Here is a 17,093-nt window from a genome sequence, read left to right on the forward strand (position 1 = left end):
CCGGAAGGGGTTAAGTCCGGGCGGTCGAGAGAGAGCGCTGTTCGGGCTCTTCCATTTCTGCTCTCCTGAGGTTTCCGACATGAACATGGTGTTTCCCGTGGCCGATCCGGTCACGCCACTGGCGGCTGCGCCCGCGATTCTGGCTGCGGCTAATCTTTTGCTTCCGTCTCTCGAACGCGGTGAACGCATCGATGCCGCCACCTTGCGCCGTGCTATGGAAACGGCCTTCGGCGCGTCCGACGCTACTGGCGTCTGGGACTGGAAGCTGGCCTATGAGGCGTGCGAAGTCGCTACCGTCCTTTTCTTACGCAAATACGGAAAGGCGCTTTTCCGTAAAGCCGCGTCTCCGGCGGCACGCATTTCCGTGCTGGCAAAGATCGCGGCGCTGTTGCCCACGCAGACCCGGCGTTCCGAGGAAAGCCAGAACCTCCAGCAATTTTCGACGCCGATCCCGCTCGGCCTTACCGCTCTGACGGCTGCCGCGATTACGCCCGATGACAGGGTGCTGGAACCATCGGCGGGCACCGGCCTTCTGGCGATCCTGGCGCAGACCATCGGTGGCTCGCTGATCCTCAACGAACTGGCCGAGACCCGCGCCGATCTGCTTGCCCAGATCTTTCCGGCTTTTGCCGTCACCCGCTTCGACGCCGCCCAGATCGATGATCATCTGGCTCCGGATGCTGTCCCGTCCGTGGTGCTGATGAACCCGCCATTCTCGGTCATGGCCAATGTCAGCGGGCGTGTCGCGGATGCGGCCTATCGCCATGTTGCCGCGGCACTGGCCCGTCTTGCTCCCGGCGGGCGGTTGGTGACGATCACCGGCGCTGGCTTTGGCCCCGAAGCTCCGGCATGGCGGGACGCCTTCATCCGCTTGCAGGCCCGTGGCCGCGTGGTGTTCAGCGCTGCCGTCGATGGCGCGGTCTATGCAAAGCACGGCACCACGATCGACACGCGGCTGACCGTGATCGACAAACTGCCCGCCGACGATCCCGCCAGTTTGCCGGCTTCGCCGGGGATCGCGCCTGATGTTGCCACGCTGATCAGATGGATCGAGGAACAGGTTCCGCCGCGCCTGCCAGTGTCATTGCCGAAGATCGTGGTTTCCGCTTCGGCCACCCCGCCGAAGACCGTGCGGGGCTATCTCGCACGCTCGGCGGTTACGCGATCTGTCGCTGCTTCGGCCAATGATCCTGATGGCGTCGAACTCGCCTATGAGACCGTGGACTGGACGCCACCGGAAGGCGCTCGCCTGTCCGACGCGATCTATGAGGAATATGCGCTGCAATCGCTGCGTATCGCTGGTGCACAGCCGCATCCGACCAAGCTGGTGCAATCCGCCGCCATGGCCTCGGTCGCACCGCCCAAGCCGTCCTACCGGCCCATGCTGCCGCCCGACATCTGCGCGCGTCTGTCGGACGCCCAGCTTGAAACGGTGATCTATGCAGGTGAAGCCCACGCCGATCATCTCGCCGGCGCCTGGACCGTGGACGAGCATTTCGACAATGTGAGTGCCGCGCCCGAGGATGCTGCCGGATCGATCCGCTTTCGCCGGGGCTTCATGCTCGGTGATGGAACCGGCGCTGGCAAGGGTCGCCAGTCCGCCGCCATCATTCTCGACAACTGGCTTCGCGGTCGGCGCAAGGCGATCTGGATCTCCAAATCCGACAAGCTGATCGAGGACGCGCAACGCGACTGGTCGGCGCTCGGCATGGAACGGCTGCTGGTCACGCCTCTGTCACGCTTTCCGCAGGGCAAGCCGATCACGCTGTCGGAAGGCATCCTTTTTACCACCTATGCCACGCTACGCTCCGACGACCGGGGCGAGAAGGTTTCCCGCGTCAAGCAGATCGTCGAATGGTTGGGGTCCGATTTCGATGGGGTCATCATCTTCGACGAGAGCCATTCCATGCAGAATGCCGGTGGCGGAAAAGGTGAACGCGGTGATGTCGCCGCCAGCCAGCAGGGCAGGGCGGGTTTGCGCCTTCAGCACGCGCTGCCCGATGCTCGCGTGGTCTATGTTTCGGCAACCGGCGCCACCACCGTCCACAATCTCGCCTATGCACAGCGCCTCGGCCTCTGGGGCGGCGAGGATTTTCCGTTCCAGACCCGCGCCGAGTTCGTCGAGGCAATCGAATCCGGTGGCGTTGCGGCCATGGAGGTCCTGGCCCGCGACCTGCGATCTCTCGGCCTCTATACCGCCCGCTCACTCTCCTATGATGGCGTCGAATATGAACTGATCGAGCATCAGCTCACGGACGAACAGCGGCACATTTACGACTCATATGCTGTCGCCTTCGCTGTCATTCATGGAAACCTGGACGCGGCGATGGAAGCCGCCAACATCACCGGCAGCGAGGGGACGCTGAACCGGCAGGCCAAATCCGCCGCCCGTTCGGCCTTTGAAAGCACCAAGCAGCGCTTCTTTGGCCATCTGCTGACCTCCATGAAAACCCCGACCCTGATCCGGTCCATCGAGGCCGATCTGGAAGCGGGCCATGCCGCCGTCATCCAGATCGTCTCGACTGGCGAAGCCCTGATGGAACGGCGGCTGTCCGAGATCCCGACCGAGGAATGGAACGATATTTCCGTCGATGTCACGCCGAGGGAGTATGTCGGCTCGTATTTGCAGCATTCCTTCCCGGTGCAGCTCTATGAACCCTTCACCGATGGCGAGGGCAACCTGTCGTCACGCCCCGTCTTCCGCGATGGTCAGCCGGTGAAATGCCGTGAAGCCGTGGCGCGGCGCGACGAGATGCTGGAGCAGCTGGGTTCGCTTCCGCCTGTCCCCGGAGCGCTCGACCAGATCGTGCAGCGCTTCGGCACGGATATTGTGGCGGAGGTCACGGGCCGCTCACGCCGGATCGTGCGCAAGGGTATTGGAGCAGCGGCCCACCTAGCCGTCGAGAACCGTGCGCCTTCTGCCAACCTTGCCGAGACTTCGGCCTTCATGGATGATCAGAAGCGCATTCTGGTCTTCTCGGATGCCGGTGGCACGGGGCGCAGCTATCACGCCGAACTCTCGGCGCGAAACCAGCGGCTGCGCGTGCATTACCTGCTGGAGCCAGGCTGGAAGGCAGATGCCGCCATTCAGGGGCTGGGCCGCACCAACCGCACCAATCAGGCGCAGCCGCCGCTCTTCCGGCCCATCGCCACGGATGTCAAAGCCGAGAAGCGCTTCCTTTCGACCATCGCCCGCCGCCTCGACACGCTGGGCGCGATTACACGCGGCCAGCGCCAGACAGGCGGTCAGGGGCTGTTCCGTCCCGAGGACAATCTGGAATCCGCCTATGCCCGCGATGCGCTGCGCCAGCTCTATCTGCTGATCGTGCGCGGGAAGGTCGAGGGATGCTCGCTCGAACGGTTTGAATCCGCCACCGGCCTGAAGCTGATGGACAGCACCGGTGTGAAGGACGAACTGCCGCCGATCACCACCTTCCTCAACCGCCTGCTGGCGCTGACCATCGAATTGCAGGGCATCCTGTTCTCGGCCTTCGAGCAGCTTCTGCAGGCACGGATCGACGGAGCAATCGCATCCGGCACCTATGATATGGGGCTGGAGACGCTGAAGGCCGAAAGCTTCATCGTCACAGACCGGCAGGTCATCCACACCCATCCGGGCACCGGCGCGGAAACCCGGCTCCTGACGCTCACCGAGCGCAAACGCAATCAGCCGGTTACGCTCAATGCCGCCCTGGCGGAACTGGATGATCCCCGCGCAAGATTGCTCATCAACGAGCGATCCGGTCGCGCTGCCGTTCAGGTCCCGACCACCAGCGTCATGCTGGATGATGGTGAGATCGAAAGGCGCGTGCGGCTGATCCGGCCGATGGAAGCGATGAACATTCCGGTGCGGGCGATGGGCGAGACCCATTGGATCGAGGCTGACCGTGCCGCCTTCACCACAGCCTGGAAGGCGGAACTGGCCCAGGTGCCGGAGTTCACCGACAGCATCCTGCATATGGTGACAGGGCTACTTCTGCCGATCTGGAAACGCCTGCCTCAGGACTCCGCCCGGGTCTATCGGCTCCAGACCGACGAGGGCGAACGCATCATCGGTCGCCGGGTATCGCCGGCCTGGGCCGCCAATGCTTCGACCAGTGGCGTCACCAACAGCCTGACACCGGATGCCGCCTATGCCGCGCTGATCGAAGGTCGCACGATCCTTGATCTCGCCGAAGGGCTGCAACTGCGCCGCGTCCGCGTCATGGGCGCCAACCGGATCGAACTGACCGGCTTTACCGATGCGATGCGTGACCGGCTGCGAGCCTATGGCCTCTTCAGTGAGATCATCTCGTGGAAACTGCGCTTCTTCGTGCCCGTCGATGCAACGGGGCCGGAGATCATCGGCAAACTGCTTGACCGCTTCCCGGTTGAGCGCATCGGTGAGCGGGAGGCCGTATAATGGCGCGTCTCAACGCTTCCGAACTGGCGCAGCGTCTCGGCCGACAGGCCGAGGCGGTGTGCCGCCATTATCTCTCCAATGGCCGCAAACAGGGCAATTACTGGCAGGTTGGCGATGTCCGAAACACGGCGGGCCGCTCCATGTTCGTCCGGTTGCACGACAGCGTGAAAGGCATTGCCGGTAAATGGCAGGACTCGGCCACGGGGGAATATGGCGATCTGCTAGACGTGATCCGGGACTCGCTCGGTCTGATCGATTTCACAGACGTTGCCGAAGAAGCCCGGCGCTTCCTCAGCCTGCCGCATCCTGAACCGCAGCCGCCATCCCGTCAGTTCCGCCCGCCAGCACCATCGGGATCATCGGAGGCCGCACGCCGACTCTGGCGCATGACACAGCCGCTGCTTGGCAGTACCGCAGAAGCGTATTTACGCGGACGCGGGATGACGGATTTACGCCAAACCGCAAATCTGCGTTTCCATCCCAACTGCTACTGGCGGCCCGAGGACGATGCCCCGACGCAAGCCTGGCCCGCCATGATCGCCGCCGTCACCGACTTCGATGGCAGGATCACCGGCGCGCACCGCACCTGGCTGGCCCCGGACGGTTCCGGCAAGGCACCTGTCGATCCGCCAAGGAAGGCAATGGGCGACCTGCTCGGACATGCGGTTCGTTTCGGTGATGCGCAGGATGTCATGGCAGCAGGGGAAGGTATCGAAACCATCCTGTCACTGCGTCAGGCTCTGCCCACCATGCCGATGGTTTCCGCACTCTCGGCCGGACATCTCGCCGCTATTCTATTCCCGCAGCAACTGTGCAGGCTCTATATCGTCCGTGATAACGATCCGGCAGGGAACAGCGCCCGCGATAGCCTGGTGGACCGGGCGCACGAGGTCGGAATCGAGACCATCACGCTCTCGCCCATGATGGGGGACTTCAACGAAGATCTCGTAACTCATGGGCTGGATGCCGCTCGAGCAGAGATCCGGGTGCAAATCGCCCCCGAGGACGTCAGCCGCTTCATGGCTTCAATAGCATAGCCGGTACGGGGCCGTGATCGGGGGCGTTCCGATCCGGTCATGCGCGCAGGCTGCCTGTCATCAGCAGAGGACCGCGCCTTGGCCTTCCGAGAGGGCGATCGGCCCACAAACACTCCGGTCAGGCAATGGCGGCGCCCGACTGATTTCCGTCGGCGGGCAAGCCCGCCTTTACAGCGCGAAACAAATCAGTCGGGCTTTGCCATCAAGGCCCTCGCCAGAGGCTCGTGCTGCCAGACCGGAGTGCCCGTGGGCGTGTCTCGCCATGAAGGCCGCGACGGTCGCGGTCCAACTGACGGAAGCATCCCATGTACGCACACGACGATTTCGAACCCGATCACAGCACGTCCCCGACCGGCCATGCCATCGAAGAACTCGAACTCTACGGCTACCGCCCCTCCGAAGACGAGGCCGATCCCCGGATCACACCCGAAGATCACGTCATCCAGGGGGCAGTCTCCGACATCTTCGACGCCCTGATTTCCACCATGGCCGACACCAGCCTCGATTTCGACCTCGACGAAATCCTCTGGTCCACCGTCAACACCTTCCACCGCGCTGTCGAACGGATCGAGCGCAAGCTTGACGATAACGAGCAGACGCAGAAACGCCTTCAACGCGAACAGGACGGCAGCGAGGTTAAATCCGTCCAGTTGGAAACCCTGATCGGCGCGGGACAAAGCCTGATCGAGCGCCGTGACAGCATGGAAATCTTCCGCGAGACTGCCGCGGACATCTATCTGCGCACCACCGGAACGCCCTGGTCGCAACGCTCCGGTTCACGGGTCAACCATCGCCAGATGACCTCGGCCATGATCGACAGCCGCGACTTCATCGCCGCCAAACGCCGGGCCGACAACGAGGTGCTGTTGCCCGCCGGGCCAAAGATCGCCTTCTCGGGCGGAGACACGACTGATCACCGGACGATCTGGGCCAAGCTCGATCAGGTCCATGCCAAGCACCCGGACATGGTTCTGATGCACGGTGGATCGCCCAAGGGCGCGGAACGCATTGCGGCCACCTGGGCCAGCAATCGCAAAGTCGCGCAGGTCGCCTTCAAACCTGACTGGGCTAAACATGCCAAGGCGGCGCCGTTCAAGCGCAACGACCAGATGCTCGGCATCATGCCGATCGGGGTCATCATCTTCCCCGGCACGGGCATTCAGGACAATCTGGCCGACAAGGCTCGCAAGATGGGTATCCCGGTTTATCGCTTCGGGACCGGCAGCGCGTGAGCGCTGCCTGTTCAGCATAAGCACTACTGCAATAGCGCCAGGTCGTCCCAACGAATTCGGACATAACGGCCTGAGCGCTTTGGCAATTGCTTGCGGCTGACCATTCGCCCGGAGACCTGGAATTCCGCATTAATTTTGACCACGAGCAGCTTGCTGAAATGCCTTGATGTATCCACCATCACCACGTCTTTGCTCTTGAAAGGAGTGATGGTTTTGATCTCGACATGATCATTTTCGAGCCTGCCGTCCGAACCTTGCGCGTAGGTCTTGTTCAACTTGATGCCGTAGGTGATGGCACCGAACAGCTCACCGATGTCGCCATACACAGATAAATGCAGGCCCGTCTCCAGATGGTAGCTCTCAGCGAGTGAGATCAGGTCCTCAAAATACGGGATCATTGATCGGATGGCGTTTGGATACTTCGCTCCCCATTCCTTGTGACGAAGCTGTTCGTCAATGTCTGACCATGTCACCCATTCGCCGTCATCATAAAATGCCCGATCTGACCAATCGACTTCTGCCATAAACTTTAACCCGCATCCTTCCGCCCAACGATATGGTCATCGTAGAGGTGCAGCAGATACTGGTCCACCAGACGCATAAGCTTTCTCATTCAAACTGCGAGTTTTCGGACAGGCCTGGCCTCGAAAGCCATCGCTTCTCGCGCGGTGAGAGGAATGCTGCTATGCTGTGATTGCGCCATGGTGGTGGTGGAAGGCGCAACCGTCCAACCTTTTGCACGGAGACACCACCATGATCGTTCTCGGAATCCTCGTTTCCATTGCAGCCATCGGTACCATGTGCTGGCTGCTGTTCAATCTCGCCGTCTTCGCCCTGCCGTTCTTTATCGGCCTGAACGCAGGCATATGGGCCTATGGCACGGGCGCTGGCTGGCCTGGCGGCATCCTCATCGGTCTTATCGCTGCGGGTCTGACACTGGCGGTCGGTCAGGGCCTGCTCATGCTGGTTCGTCCGATCTGGGCACGGCTGCTGATCGCTTTGGCCTTCGTCGCCCCGGCGGGCACGGCCGGGTTTTACGCTACGCTCGGGATCGTCAAACACATGATGCCGTCCGAGACCTGGCAGATCATCTTCTCGGTGGTCGGTGCGGTCGCGGTGGGCGTGACAGCATTCCTGCGCGTTGCAGGCATGGCGGCAACCGGCCCTGCGGACGGGAACCTTGCACGCACCTGAACTGGAGTGACCCGTTGAGGCAGGACCAGAAGCGGATACGGATCATCTGCCGTCTTCGTCAGGAGGCGGGCGGGTAGATGGCGTGTAAATCTCTGATCAGCGTGAGGCACAGGCACGGCCCATAGGAGCGCAGGACGTTCAGTGCCAGCATTCGAGGACTGACCGAAAACCGGTTGGGGCAATGCCGATAGCACAGGCCGGAGAAAAGGATGTGCACGGCCTGAAACGCGGGGGACCAGACAAGCCGGTGCGCCGGTCTGGTCATCCTGATGGAGCCTCGAGGTTGCCACCGTCCCCGTTCAACCCCCGTGTCTCGACCGCTCCAAACGGCCTCTTCAATGGCCTGATCTGGCCGAAAACCAGCGCGATGCGCTTCGACCGCTCTAGCGCAACAGCGTCGTCACAACTTTCTTCCCCTGCCGGCAAAGCCGACATTCCGCGCGGAACAAGAAAGTTTCTCCTGTGCTGTCCAGCCCCTTTGGGGTGCGCCGGCGTTCGTCTCCGGCCGGTCGATCGCCATCGAGGCCGCAATGGTGCGGGCTCGGAAACGGAAAACGGAGACTTAAAATGGCAACCATCGGCACATTCAAGAAGACCGGCTCGAACGAATTCACCGGCGAAATCGTCACCCTCAGCGTCCAGGCCAAGGGCGTGCGCATCATCCCCGACCTGCGCGCCACCGGCGAGAACGCTCCCAGTCACCGGGTTCTGGTCGGCCGCGCCGAGATCGGCGCCGCCTGGTCCAAGCGCTCCAACGAGGGCCGCGACTATCTGGGCCTCAAGCTGGACGATCCGAGCTTCAACGCTCCGATCTACGCCAACCTCTTCGATGACGAAGAAGGCGAAACCTTCTCCCTCATCTGGTCCCGCCCCAACGGTCGCCGCGGCGACTAAGGCGCGGCACAAAGGCCCCGACCGCAAGGTCGGGGCCTTTCTCATGTCCGCGGGAAAGTCGTCACGCCACCGCGCCCTGTCGTGTCTAGCACGGATCAGGCGCTTAGGATCGGGATGATGGTTTTGACATGGGCGTCGATGCGTTCCAGCACGGGCGGCGGGACCACTTCGCGCTCCGGCAGTGTCCACCATTTCGTATCAATGCGTTTCACCGTCTCGACAACGGCCTTGAGCACGGCTGGCTCGGGAAGCCTTGCCCGATTGGCAAACGTCTTCCAGCGGGCCGGGGCCAAGCCCTTGAAGGCCCGCTCGCCGCCCAGAGACAGCGCCAGCCCATCTGCCGGAATATAGGGCACGGTCGAAAGCATGTCGTAGATCGGTGCTAGAGCGGGCGTGTCGCCGTCGCCCGGATAGATCAGCGACCAGTTCTTGAGGTGCATGTCGCCATTGCCCATGACCACCGAGAAGGTCAGCCGCCGGACAAACTCCAGCGCGGCGAACGGCGAGATCGCAACATTCAGCACAGAGGCGATGTCGTGGGAGGCGGCGCCATCATATTTGCGCGCCGGGTACAGGCCGAAAACCTGCGCGAAATCCTCGATATGGATGCGCTGCCCGTCTGCCCCGCGATCAAAACGCCGCACGAGCAAGACCAGCCCCTCGGCAAGTGTTTCAAACTCTTCGGGAATGCCCTCGAACTGGTCTCGGCTGACCAGTTCCCGCTCGGGCACATTCATGCCGATGGCTTCGGCAAGCGCGAGGTTCGCGAACTCGTTCTCCGACACGCCCGGAAAGGCGGTCGAGGGGAATTTCGCAATATACTGGCCCTCGTCATCCCCGAGCGGCAAGGTCAGCCCGCCGCCCTTGCCGGTGTTCTTCATCACCGAGAGCTTCATCTGCACGCCTGCCAGCGAGAAGCGGGCCTTGGGCCGTCCTTGGGTTGGCGCCGCCCCGATGCCGGGTTGACCGTCACTGGGCAGCACCCGAACGGCCCCCGGCAAATCCGCACCAAGGGTGGCCAGGAGATCGAAATCATTCCCCGACCGCACATTACCCGCATGGTGCTTTTCCATCGCCTCGCGCAGCCGGTCTTCGGGCAGCAGGTTGGCAAAGAAGGGCGGCAGGCTGCCTGCGACCGGTCGCGGATCCTTGCGCAAGCCCCCTGATGCCGCGCGAAGGGATAGGCTCAGAACCGGATGGCCTCCAGTCGCGCGATAGGCCGGATCAAGGCTGAAGGCGTTGAAATCACCCGGCGTCCTGACGATCGTGCCAACCTTCGCACTGTTCAGGAACACGTCCAGCGCGGTGATGGTCTCAGCGGTACGGACGGCTGTCATCGTCGCTCTCCGGTTGCGGGCTGAAGGCCGGATGATCATCCTCGGCCTCGGGGCGCAAAAGCGCCTCGATGGCGGGCACCATTGCCTGCGGGACCAGCATCATTTCCAGCCCAAGCGCCCTGGCAATGTTGATCAATGTCGTGGTGCGCGCAGCCGCCGCCCCCGTCTCGATGTCGCGGTAGCGCGGGCGCGAAATGCCCGCAAGATCGGCCACCTGCTCCTGGGTCAACCCCGCTGCAAGACGCGCGCGGCGAAAATGGTCGCCGATCAGCCCCAGTGTTTCTTTTTCCGCCTTCATGTGATGCCTTTACGGATCATTTCTGTCGCTTTGATCTGAATACGTATCCTGGTCTATTGCGAACGTCAAGGATATGATCTCTAAACGAATCATTCAGATGTCGGCTGCATCGTTTGGGGCTCAATCAATCGCGGAGCAACGCCGAACTAATCCAAGGCAGAAGTGCTGCTCTTTCGAGCCATGGCCAGCGAATCGGGCACATCGAACGTTGTGCTGCGCAAATTGCCTCACGGTGTGCCTCAGCGATTTCATGTGGCGGATTGAGCAAGAACGACTAAAATAGCCGTAGTTCTGGAATGCGCGCCGGTCGCGATGGGAGGTGATCATGCATGATCACCGCTCGACAGTCGCGGGCCGCGCGCGCGTTACTGGGTTGGACGCAGGAGACGCTCGCTGACAAGGCCCGAATATCGTTAACTGCCCTGAAGCGCCTCGAGTCCGAGAACCGGCTGGAGGTGTATGAGACAACGCGGGATCAGGTGCGCCGGGCGCTTGAAGCAGCAGGGATCGTTCTCCTGTCCACGGATCGCGGGCAAGGAGTGTTGCTGGTTCATGACCAAGACGAGAAGAGACACCGACAGATCCGCGACGTCTGATCGGCGCAGGCGCCATCATCGATCCGCTGCTGCGGCCTGTGGCTTGTGGCGACCATCGACATGACGTCCGCGGTCGCCCCCTTCGACGACATCGCGCCTGTTAGCGACAAGCTGACCGAATATGACCGCGCGCATATCAAGCTCTATATGCGGCTGCTCGATGCGGCCGATGATGGGGCGGAATGGGCCGAAGTCGTTAATGTTTTGTTCGGAATTGATCCTGTTCGGGAACCTGAACGCGCCCGGCAGGTCCATGACAGCCATCTGGGACGGGCGCGCTGGATGACACAGAGCGGCTATCGTCAGCTGCTGCGTCATCCGACAGATCGGACCTGACCTCGCCGCCGTCGCACCAGTGATGCCTTCAGAGCATCACCCTATGTCCTTGTTCTGGCTTCCATCTCGGTAGAGGCACCGCAATTCTTTCACGCTCCACCTGTGCAGTTTCAACCAGGAGCGGAGCAATGAAGCCGGATACATCCCGCTGGCGAGACCAGGACCAGTATGAATTCTACGATGCGCTGCCCGTTGAGGGCGTCGCCTGGGAATGCCTGCGCCGTAACGCGTCCTATCAGGCCTGTTTCGATGACCTTGTAGCGCAAGGCGCCGGGCATCTTCCCCTTGCGGATCACGCCCAACATCGCTGGGGGTTGCGATTTCCCGGCAGACCCCGGCTTTTCCGCGCTCGACCAACCGGTCATCTGGTCGCCTGTTGCCAATCCGGACATGCTGATGCTCGGGGCAGCGCCCGATTTTCTTCCGCCTTCTCCGTCCGCCTTATCGGTAGATCTTGCTGATGCCATCTGCGGACCAGAGGGGGTATATGGTGTCTGTGACGCCAGAGACGGCGTTCAATATCTGATCCTCGCCGACACCGATGCCAATTCGCAGCCGGCGATCATTCTGCCACTTGACGAAAATCTGCCGGATCGGCTCGAAGCCATTCTCAGGCTCTGGCACATGCTGGCCGGGAAACCCGCGCGCCGCGACCCCAGGATGACGCCGTATCAGCGCCGGCGGTTTCGCCTGATGATGCAAGCTGCCGACGGAAACGCCAACCACGCGACCTATCGTGAGATTGCCATCGCCATCTACGGAGAGGCGCGCGTTCGCGCTGAGCCGTGGAAGACATCGGCTTTGCGCGCCTCTGTCATCGCCCTTGTCCGATCTGCCGCCGCGCTGATCGACGGCGGTTATCAGGACCTTTTGCGCCATCGTCGCAAACCCTGACACTGACGTCTGATCGAGGGTGAGGATTCTACCCCTTCGATCTTCCTCATCCCCCTTGCCGCCGCGCCTTCGCCACCGTGCGCATGTCATGCCGTTGATCGTCAGCGGCATCCTGCACAACCACGGAGGCCACCCCATGCGACCTGATCTCGCCGCCTTGCCGCCACGCTACCTGCGCACCAAGGAAGCTGCCGATTTCCTCAGCCTGTCCGCGCGCACGCTGGAAAAGCACAGAACCTACGGAACGGGACCTGCCTATCACAAGCTCGGCGGCCGCGTTGTCTATTCGGTCGAGGATCTCGCAGCCTGGGTTGCACGCGGATCGGTTACCTCCACGTCGGACCCACGCGGACAGGTTCTCCCGGCGAAACCTCTGCCGCCGACCGCATTCACCTCGCCCAAGCGCATTACGCGCTGAACACGGCGGTCAGCCCTCTATGGCAGCTCGGCACCGACCCTCTTTGGAACGCGGGCAACTCGATCTGTTTCGGGCGCTACCCGGTGAATTCGCGCCACGAGACGCGCAGGACCTCATGGCCTATCCCTTCTTCTCCCTTTCCAAATCGCACCGCGTCCGCCCCATCGATTTTGCCTTGGGCAACGTCTCCATCCGTGTGGAAGCCGTGCCCGATCACGGGATGGCGACGATCTGGGACGCCGATATTCTGATCTGGGCCGCCAGTCAGATTGTTGAGGCACGGGACGCAGGTCTGCGCACGTCGCGGCTGATGGCGGCAACGCCCTACGAGATCCTGACGTTCACGGGGCGAGGAACCTCCCTGCGGGACTATCAGCGCCTGAAAGCGGCACTGGACCGCCTGCAATCAACCACAGTTGCAACGTCGATCCGCCAGCGCACCAACGGACGGCGCCATCGCTTCTCGTGGATCAACGAATGGCATGAACGAACCGATGCCAATGGCCGTCCGGACGGCATCGAGATGATCGTGCCTGACTGGTTCTACAGCGCGGTTCTGGATGACGCCCTGATCCTCACCATCGACCGGGCCTATTTCAATCTGACCGGTGGGCTAGAACGCTGGCTCTATCGCCTGGTGCGCAAACATGGTGGCCGGCAGAAAAACGGCTGGCGTTTCGATTTCCATCACCTTCACCAGAAATCGGGAAGTCTCTCGCCATTCAAGCGCTTTGCCTTCGAGCTGCGCGACATTATCCGCCGCCAGCCACTGCCCGGCTACACCCTGTTCGCCGAGGTCGAGACCGGCGGCCGGATGCTGCTCGCTTTCGAGCCTGTCCCGGCCTGTGGAAAACCTGTGGATAGTCTCGTGCTATCGGGAACCCGGACTATCGTGCCATCAGGAACCGGAGGCTCGTGCTATCGGGAACCCAAACACCTCCTATCCTTCGGTAACAAAAGCGAAAATCGCGCCCTTAACTTAGAGTCTAACACAGAATCTAACTTTGAAGAGCGGCAGCGCGATGTGGAAAAGCTCATCGCGAAGGCTGGTGCGGCCCTCAGATCGGGTGCCCATAAAGGCAAGCTGACACCCCCAAAGCAAGGATCGCCCGCGTCAACAAGCACGCCTGAACTTCCTCTCGGCAAACCGGGAGGACGGCGATGATTGTCGCGCTCCTCAATCAGAAAGGCGGCGTGGGCAAGACGACGCTGGCGCTGCATCTCGCCGGAGCCTGGGCCGCGGAAGGCAAGCGCGTCATCCTGATCGATGCCGACCCGCAAGGCTCCGCACTCGACTGGTCGGAGCGGCGCAGCGATGAAGGGCTGCCAAGGCTGTTCACCGTCATCGGACTTACCCGCGATACCCTGCACAGGGAGGCGCCGGAACTGGCGCGTGACGCGGATCATGTCGTCATTGATGGTCCGCCCCGTGTCGCTGGTCTGATGCGCTCTGCGCTGCTTGCAGCCGATCTGGCGCTGATCCCGGTGCAGCCATCGCCCTTCGACGGCTGGGCCTCGGCCGAGATGCTGGCGCTTCTGAGCGAAGCACGCATCTATCGTCCCGAGCTTGCCGCCCGTTTTCTGCTGAACCGATGCGGTGCGCGCACCATCATCGCCCGCGAAACGGCCCAAACACTAGCGGACCACGATCCACCCTTGCTGGCCACGACCATCGGCCAGCGCGTCGCCTTCGCTGAAGCCGCACAAACCGGGCGACTGGTCTCAGAGACCGATGGCGGCGAACGGGCTGCACTGGAGGTCACAGCGCTGGTGGCCGAGATCGATAGCCTCGGGCTCGGGAGGATTGTGCGATGACACGTCCACCCGCCAAATCCGGCTTCGCATCGCGTCCGGGCAATCCCGATAGCTGGGTCAGGGCTGCCGATACACCGGTAACAGGAAAGATGGCTGCCGAGGCGTTTACCGCCCGCCTGACCATCGACATCACGCCCGAGCTACGCGGGCGCATCAAGGTCGCTGCCTTCCGGCGCGGCGTCACGGTCGCCGTGATGTTGCGCGAGCTGCTGGTCCGCGAGTTTCCACCCACCGAAGGAGATCAGCCATGACCGGCAAGACCGCGTGTGCAGTGCATGAACATCCGCGGCCGGGCGGACCAGCTCCGTTCACCACATTGGTCGAACTGACCTTCCAGAAGAAGAAGGTCGAGCGCTGGATCAGGTTCGGTCACAAGAGCTTTGAGCAGATCATCGACCGCCGCTGCAGTCTGATCGGTTTTGCGCCCGAAAGCATCTTTGCCTTCGTCCGCTGGGCCTCCAACGATTACGGCACCATCGTCTCGCGGCTCGACATCCTGCGCGCCGTTGGTCGCGGCGAACCGTACCAGACCGTGCCCTTCGTTCGTCCTGGCTGCGAGATCCTGCTGCGTATTGATGGCTGGCGACAAGTCCAGCGGGTGCTGGCCCTGATTGATGCCGTGGACGCGCTTTGCATCGATCCGGCGGATGTTGCGCCGGACCATTGGCGGCACGTCCACAACCGCTTGAGTGCCGGTCAGGAACCCAACCCCTACACCCCGGAACGCCATGCCGCGTGGCTCAACCGCCGGAGGATCTGGACATGAGCCGCCGTCATATCCTCGCCGTGTCCATGCTGGCCGTCGGCACGCTTGTCGCCACAGCGGTTGCCGATCTGCCAACCCGGCTGATCTGGAACGCGACTGCCAGCGCGCCCATCGGCTTCTACACGGTTGCTCCCGCCGATACGCTCGAAATTCCAGAACTCGTCGTCATCGCGCCGCCCGAACCGCTGGAGCAGTTCATGGTCGAGCGCGGCTATATCGGGCGGGGCGTGCCGCTGTTGAAACGCGTCCTCGGCTTGCCGGGACAGCGCGTCTGCCGCAGCGGTGCGACGATCACCGTCGATAACGTCGAGATGGGCGCCGCACTGGAGCGCGACCGCATGGGCCGCGATCTGCCGGTCTGGCAGGGCTGCCGCATCATCCGCGACGGCGAACTCTTCCTCATGAATTGGGACATCCGGGACAGCCTCGACGGCCGTTACTTCGGACCTGTTCTCGCCAGTTCCGTCATCGGGCGAGCGCTCCCGCTCTGGACCGATGAGGAAGGCGATGGCCGCTACGAATGGCGGGCGGCCACGCATTGAACCCACGCCAAATCCACAAACACAGGAGACATACCATGCCACAGATCGGTCAATTTGCGCGTGACGCATCCGGCTTCGCCGGTCAGCTCGTCACGCTCACCATGAAGCGCGATCTCGTTATCGTGCCCGCCGAACATTCCGATGCGGAGAATGCGCCGGACTATCGCGTCCATTTCATTGAACATGACGGGCCGGAGGTCGGTGCTGCATGGAAACGCACCGGCGAAAAGGCTGGCGAATATCTCTCGGTGCTGCTCGACGATCCCGCCCTACCGCAGCCGATCCGCGCCAATCTGTTTCGCGACGACGATGCAGGCTCGTCATGGTCGCTGCACTGGAGCCGCCCGCGGCCCCGCGAAGATCGGGACTGAGATCATGCGATCCCGCGCCCTTCTTCTCTTCACGGCCCTTCTGTCGGCTGGCAGCGGCTCGATGCCGGCCATGGCGCAGGTCACGCCGCAACCCGCGCCTGTTACCGCGCATCCCCATGCTGCTTTCATTGCAGAGGCGTCACGGCGTTTCAGCATTCCAGAGCACTGGATTCGGGCCGTGCTGGGTGTGGAAAGCGCGGGCGATGTGCGCGCCATTTCATCGGCGGGCGCGATGGGACTGATGCAGGTCATGCCCGATACCTGGGCGGGCCTGCGCAGCCGCCATGGCCTCGGGCGCGATCCTTACGATCCGCGTGACAACATCCTCGCAGGTACGGCGTATCTGCGGGAGATGTGGGACCGCTATGGCAATGTCGCGGCCATGCTTGCCGCCTACAATGCCGGTCCCGGTCGCTATGACGAGCATCTGGCGACAGGTCGCACTTTGCCCGCAGAAACACGCGCCTATGTCGCCACGCTCGCACCTGTTCTCGGCAGGGCGACTGCGCCTGATGTGCCGACCATCGTGCCGCCGCCGCCACCGGATTGGCGCGAAGCCCCGCTCTTCGTTGCGCAATCCGGCGGCATTTCAGCGGCGGTTAATCAGCCATCGAGCGACATCCACGCAACCGCTTCTCTGCGCGATCCCGCCGTTCAGGAGCCGCAGGACAGCGGCATATTCGTGGCCCTTGCGAGCGATGGCGACAAGCCATGAGCATGGCGTTTACGCGCTCGTTCGGTCCATTTCCGGTGTGCAGTCAGGCTTGGGTGCGCCTGGCAGCATTCCCGGCAGGAAGGGCAAAAAGGGAAGGAAAGGCGGAGGGCAAGATAAAGGAAACCGGCACCCTGTCGGGGCGGTTTCTGGGCAAGCCCTTGTCTGCACACTGTTTTGGGGCGCGGCGCACGGCACCCTGCTTTTGGGTCTCGCGTGCCGCGATATGGCGCAAAGCCTTGGCTTTGT

At 62.5% G+C, this 17,093-nt stretch carries 20 protein-coding genes; 17 read left to right on the forward strand and 3 right to left on the reverse strand.

Annotated elements, in window-relative coordinates:
* The first annotated feature begins 79 nt into the window (after positions 1–79).
* The 3 genes from ACH0CP_RS17310 to ACH0CP_RS17320 all read left to right on the forward strand — a co-directional run bounded on the left by ACH0CP_RS17310 (position 80) and on the right by ACH0CP_RS17320 (position 6,671).
* Entirely contained in the window at positions 80–4,402 is a 4,323-nt protein-coding gene (locus tag ACH0CP_RS17310) for a strawberry notch-like NTP hydrolase domain-containing protein (RefSeq protein ID WP_406889898.1), read from the forward strand.
* Positions 4,402–5,439 carry a toprim domain-containing protein gene (locus ACH0CP_RS17315; RefSeq protein ID WP_237831600.1) on the forward strand — a complete coding sequence of 346 codons (1,038 nt, stop codon included), beginning with the start codon at positions 4,402–4,404 and terminating at the stop codon, positions 5,437–5,439. The genes ACH0CP_RS17310 and ACH0CP_RS17315 overlap by 1 nt, the downstream gene beginning before the upstream one ends.
* Before the next feature lie 305 nt (positions 5,440–5,744).
* Positions 5,745–6,671, forward strand: a complete 927-nt coding sequence (locus ACH0CP_RS17320) for a DUF2493 domain-containing protein (protein WP_406889896.1) — start codon at positions 5,745–5,747, stop codon at positions 6,669–6,671.
* A gap of 23 nt (positions 6,672–6,694) precedes the next feature.
* Here the strand turns inward: ACH0CP_RS17320 and ACH0CP_RS17325 are convergent, their stop codons facing one another.
* Positions 6,695–7,195 (reverse strand): hypothetical protein, encoded by a 501-nt coding sequence (locus ACH0CP_RS17325; protein ID WP_024899150.1) that lies wholly within the window; start codon positions 7,193–7,195, stop codon positions 6,695–6,697.
* A 229-nt stretch (positions 7,196–7,424) separates the two neighbouring features.
* Between ACH0CP_RS17325 and ACH0CP_RS17330 the strand changes: the two genes are divergently transcribed.
* A complete protein-coding gene (locus tag ACH0CP_RS17330; protein WP_024899151.1) occupies positions 7,425–7,865 on the forward strand; it encodes a hypothetical protein in 441 nt (146 codons plus the stop codon).
* Positions 7,866–8,432: 567 nt separating this feature from the next.
* Positions 8,433–8,759, forward strand: coding sequence for a DUF736 domain-containing protein (locus ACH0CP_RS17335; RefSeq protein ID WP_024899152.1), 327 nt, complete (start codon positions 8,433–8,435; stop codon positions 8,757–8,759).
* Between the two features lie 95 nt (positions 8,760–8,854).
* Here ACH0CP_RS17335 and ACH0CP_RS17340 read toward each other — a convergent pair whose 3' ends face one another.
* Both ACH0CP_RS17340 and ACH0CP_RS17345 read right to left on the reverse strand, forming a co-directional pair.
* Positions 8,855–10,096, reverse strand: coding sequence for a type II toxin-antitoxin system HipA family toxin (locus tag ACH0CP_RS17340; protein ID WP_024899153.1), 1,242 nt, complete (start codon positions 10,094–10,096; stop codon positions 8,855–8,857).
* A complete protein-coding gene (locus ACH0CP_RS17345; protein WP_015740146.1) occupies positions 10,074–10,394 on the reverse strand; it encodes a helix-turn-helix domain-containing protein in 321 nt (106 codons plus the stop codon). The genes ACH0CP_RS17340 and ACH0CP_RS17345 overlap by 23 nt, the downstream gene beginning before the upstream one ends.
* 329 nt (positions 10,395–10,723) lie before the next feature.
* On the opposite strand from ACH0CP_RS17345, the gene ACH0CP_RS17350 reads away from it, so the two are divergent.
* The 12 genes from ACH0CP_RS17350 (at position 10,724) to ACH0CP_RS17405 (ending at position 16,847) form a co-directional block, all read left to right on the forward strand.
* Complete coding sequence (locus ACH0CP_RS17350; protein ID WP_024899154.1) at positions 10,724–10,990, forward strand: helix-turn-helix transcriptional regulator; 267 nt, start codon at positions 10,724–10,726, stop codon at positions 10,988–10,990.
* Positions 10,991–11,050: 60 nt separating this feature from the next.
* Complete coding sequence (locus tag ACH0CP_RS17355; protein ID WP_406889909.1) at positions 11,051–11,326, forward strand: DNA -binding domain-containing protein; 276 nt, start codon at positions 11,051–11,053, stop codon at positions 11,324–11,326.
* A 128-nt stretch (positions 11,327–11,454) separates the two neighbouring features.
* Positions 11,455–11,787 (forward strand): transcriptional regulator domain-containing protein, encoded by a 333-nt coding sequence (locus ACH0CP_RS17360; protein ID WP_406889892.1) that lies wholly within the window; start codon positions 11,455–11,457, stop codon positions 11,785–11,787.
* Entirely contained in the window at positions 11,723–12,220 is a 498-nt protein-coding gene (locus ACH0CP_RS17365) for a DUF2285 domain-containing protein (RefSeq protein ID WP_244430476.1), read from the forward strand. The genes ACH0CP_RS17360 and ACH0CP_RS17365 overlap by 65 nt, the downstream gene beginning before the upstream one ends.
* Positions 12,221–12,356: 136 nt before the next feature.
* Positions 12,357–12,638, forward strand: a complete 282-nt coding sequence (locus ACH0CP_RS17370) for an AlpA family transcriptional regulator (protein ID WP_010336149.1) — start codon at positions 12,357–12,359, stop codon at positions 12,636–12,638.
* A gap of 19 nt (positions 12,639–12,657) precedes the next feature.
* Complete coding sequence (locus tag ACH0CP_RS17375; protein ID WP_277919233.1) at positions 12,658–13,803, forward strand: replication initiator protein A; 1,146 nt, start codon at positions 12,658–12,660, stop codon at positions 13,801–13,803.
* Positions 13,800–14,453 carry a ParA family partition ATPase gene (gene parA, locus ACH0CP_RS17380; RefSeq protein WP_066700619.1) on the forward strand — a complete coding sequence of 218 codons (654 nt, stop codon included), beginning with the start codon at positions 13,800–13,802 and terminating at the stop codon, positions 14,451–14,453. Before ACH0CP_RS17375 ends, parA begins: the two co-directional genes overlap by 4 nt.
* Positions 14,450–14,704 carry a hypothetical protein gene (locus ACH0CP_RS17385; protein ID WP_015740153.1) on the forward strand — a complete coding sequence of 85 codons (255 nt, stop codon included), beginning with the start codon at positions 14,450–14,452 and terminating at the stop codon, positions 14,702–14,704. Before parA ends, ACH0CP_RS17385 begins: the two co-directional genes overlap by 4 nt.
* Positions 14,701–15,219, forward strand: a complete 519-nt coding sequence (locus tag ACH0CP_RS17390; RefSeq protein ID WP_277919232.1) for a DUF2840 domain-containing protein — start codon at positions 14,701–14,703, stop codon at positions 15,217–15,219. Before ACH0CP_RS17385 ends, ACH0CP_RS17390 begins: the two co-directional genes overlap by 4 nt.
* Entirely contained in the window at positions 15,216–15,761 is a 546-nt protein-coding gene (locus ACH0CP_RS17395; protein ID WP_015740155.1) for a S26 family signal peptidase, read from the forward strand. Before ACH0CP_RS17390 ends, ACH0CP_RS17395 begins: the two co-directional genes overlap by 4 nt.
* A 35-nt stretch (positions 15,762–15,796) precedes the next feature.
* Positions 15,797–16,132 carry a DUF736 domain-containing protein gene (locus ACH0CP_RS17400; protein WP_010336155.1) on the forward strand — a complete coding sequence of 112 codons (336 nt, stop codon included), beginning with the start codon at positions 15,797–15,799 and terminating at the stop codon, positions 16,130–16,132.
* Positions 16,133–16,136: 4 nt separating this feature from the next.
* Positions 16,137–16,847: a lytic transglycosylase domain-containing protein gene (locus tag ACH0CP_RS17405; RefSeq protein WP_406889887.1), complete on the forward strand. Its 711-nt coding sequence runs from the start codon at positions 16,137–16,139 to the stop codon at positions 16,845–16,847.
* Positions 16,848–17,093: the final 246 nt, after the last annotated feature.

The sequence above is a fragment of the Sphingomonas sp. 179-I 2A4 NHS genome, from assembly GCF_045369135.1.
Taxonomy (GTDB): Bacteria; Pseudomonadota; Alphaproteobacteria; order Sphingomonadales; family Sphingomonadaceae; genus Sphingomonas.

Coding starts and splice junctions, on each gene's coding strand:
- ACH0CP_RS17310 (WP_406889898.1), top strand. CDS start 80: ATGAACATGGTGTTTCCCGTGGCCGATCCGGTCACGCCACTGGCGGCT.
- ACH0CP_RS17315 (WP_237831600.1), top strand. CDS start 4,402: ATGGCGCGTCTCAACGCTTCCGAACTGGCGCAGCGTCTCGGCCGACAG.
- ACH0CP_RS17320 (WP_406889896.1), top strand. CDS start 5,745: ATGTACGCACACGACGATTTCGAACCCGATCACAGCACGTCCCCGACC.
- ACH0CP_RS17325 (WP_024899150.1), bottom strand. CDS start 7,195: ATGGCAGAAGTCGATTGGTCAGATCGGGCATTTTATGATGACGGCGAA.
- ACH0CP_RS17330 (WP_024899151.1), top strand. CDS start 7,425: ATGATCGTTCTCGGAATCCTCGTTTCCATTGCAGCCATCGGTACCATG.
- ACH0CP_RS17335 (WP_024899152.1), top strand. CDS start 8,433: ATGGCAACCATCGGCACATTCAAGAAGACCGGCTCGAACGAATTCACC.
- ACH0CP_RS17340 (WP_024899153.1), bottom strand. CDS start 10,096: ATGACAGCCGTCCGTACCGCTGAGACCATCACCGCGCTGGACGTGTTC.
- ACH0CP_RS17345 (WP_015740146.1), bottom strand. CDS start 10,394: ATGAAGGCGGAAAAAGAAACACTGGGGCTGATCGGCGACCATTTTCGC.
- ACH0CP_RS17350 (WP_024899154.1), top strand. CDS start 10,724: ATGATCACCGCTCGACAGTCGCGGGCCGCGCGCGCGTTACTGGGTTGG.
- ACH0CP_RS17355 (WP_406889909.1), top strand. CDS start 11,051: ATGACGTCCGCGGTCGCCCCCTTCGACGACATCGCGCCTGTTAGCGAC.
- ACH0CP_RS17360 (WP_406889892.1), top strand. CDS start 11,455: ATGAAGCCGGATACATCCCGCTGGCGAGACCAGGACCAGTATGAATTC.
- ACH0CP_RS17365 (WP_244430476.1), top strand. CDS start 11,723: ATGCTCGGGGCAGCGCCCGATTTTCTTCCGCCTTCTCCGTCCGCCTTA.
- ACH0CP_RS17370 (WP_010336149.1), top strand. CDS start 12,357: ATGCGACCTGATCTCGCCGCCTTGCCGCCACGCTACCTGCGCACCAAG.
- ACH0CP_RS17375 (WP_277919233.1), top strand. CDS start 12,658: ATGGCAGCTCGGCACCGACCCTCTTTGGAACGCGGGCAACTCGATCTG.
- parA (WP_066700619.1), top strand. CDS start 13,800: ATGATTGTCGCGCTCCTCAATCAGAAAGGCGGCGTGGGCAAGACGACG.
- ACH0CP_RS17385 (WP_015740153.1), top strand. CDS start 14,450: ATGACACGTCCACCCGCCAAATCCGGCTTCGCATCGCGTCCGGGCAAT.
- ACH0CP_RS17390 (WP_277919232.1), top strand. CDS start 14,701: ATGACCGGCAAGACCGCGTGTGCAGTGCATGAACATCCGCGGCCGGGC.
- ACH0CP_RS17395 (WP_015740155.1), top strand. CDS start 15,216: ATGAGCCGCCGTCATATCCTCGCCGTGTCCATGCTGGCCGTCGGCACG.
- ACH0CP_RS17400 (WP_010336155.1), top strand. CDS start 15,797: ATGCCACAGATCGGTCAATTTGCGCGTGACGCATCCGGCTTCGCCGGT.
- ACH0CP_RS17405 (WP_406889887.1), top strand. CDS start 16,137: ATGCGATCCCGCGCCCTTCTTCTCTTCACGGCCCTTCTGTCGGCTGGC.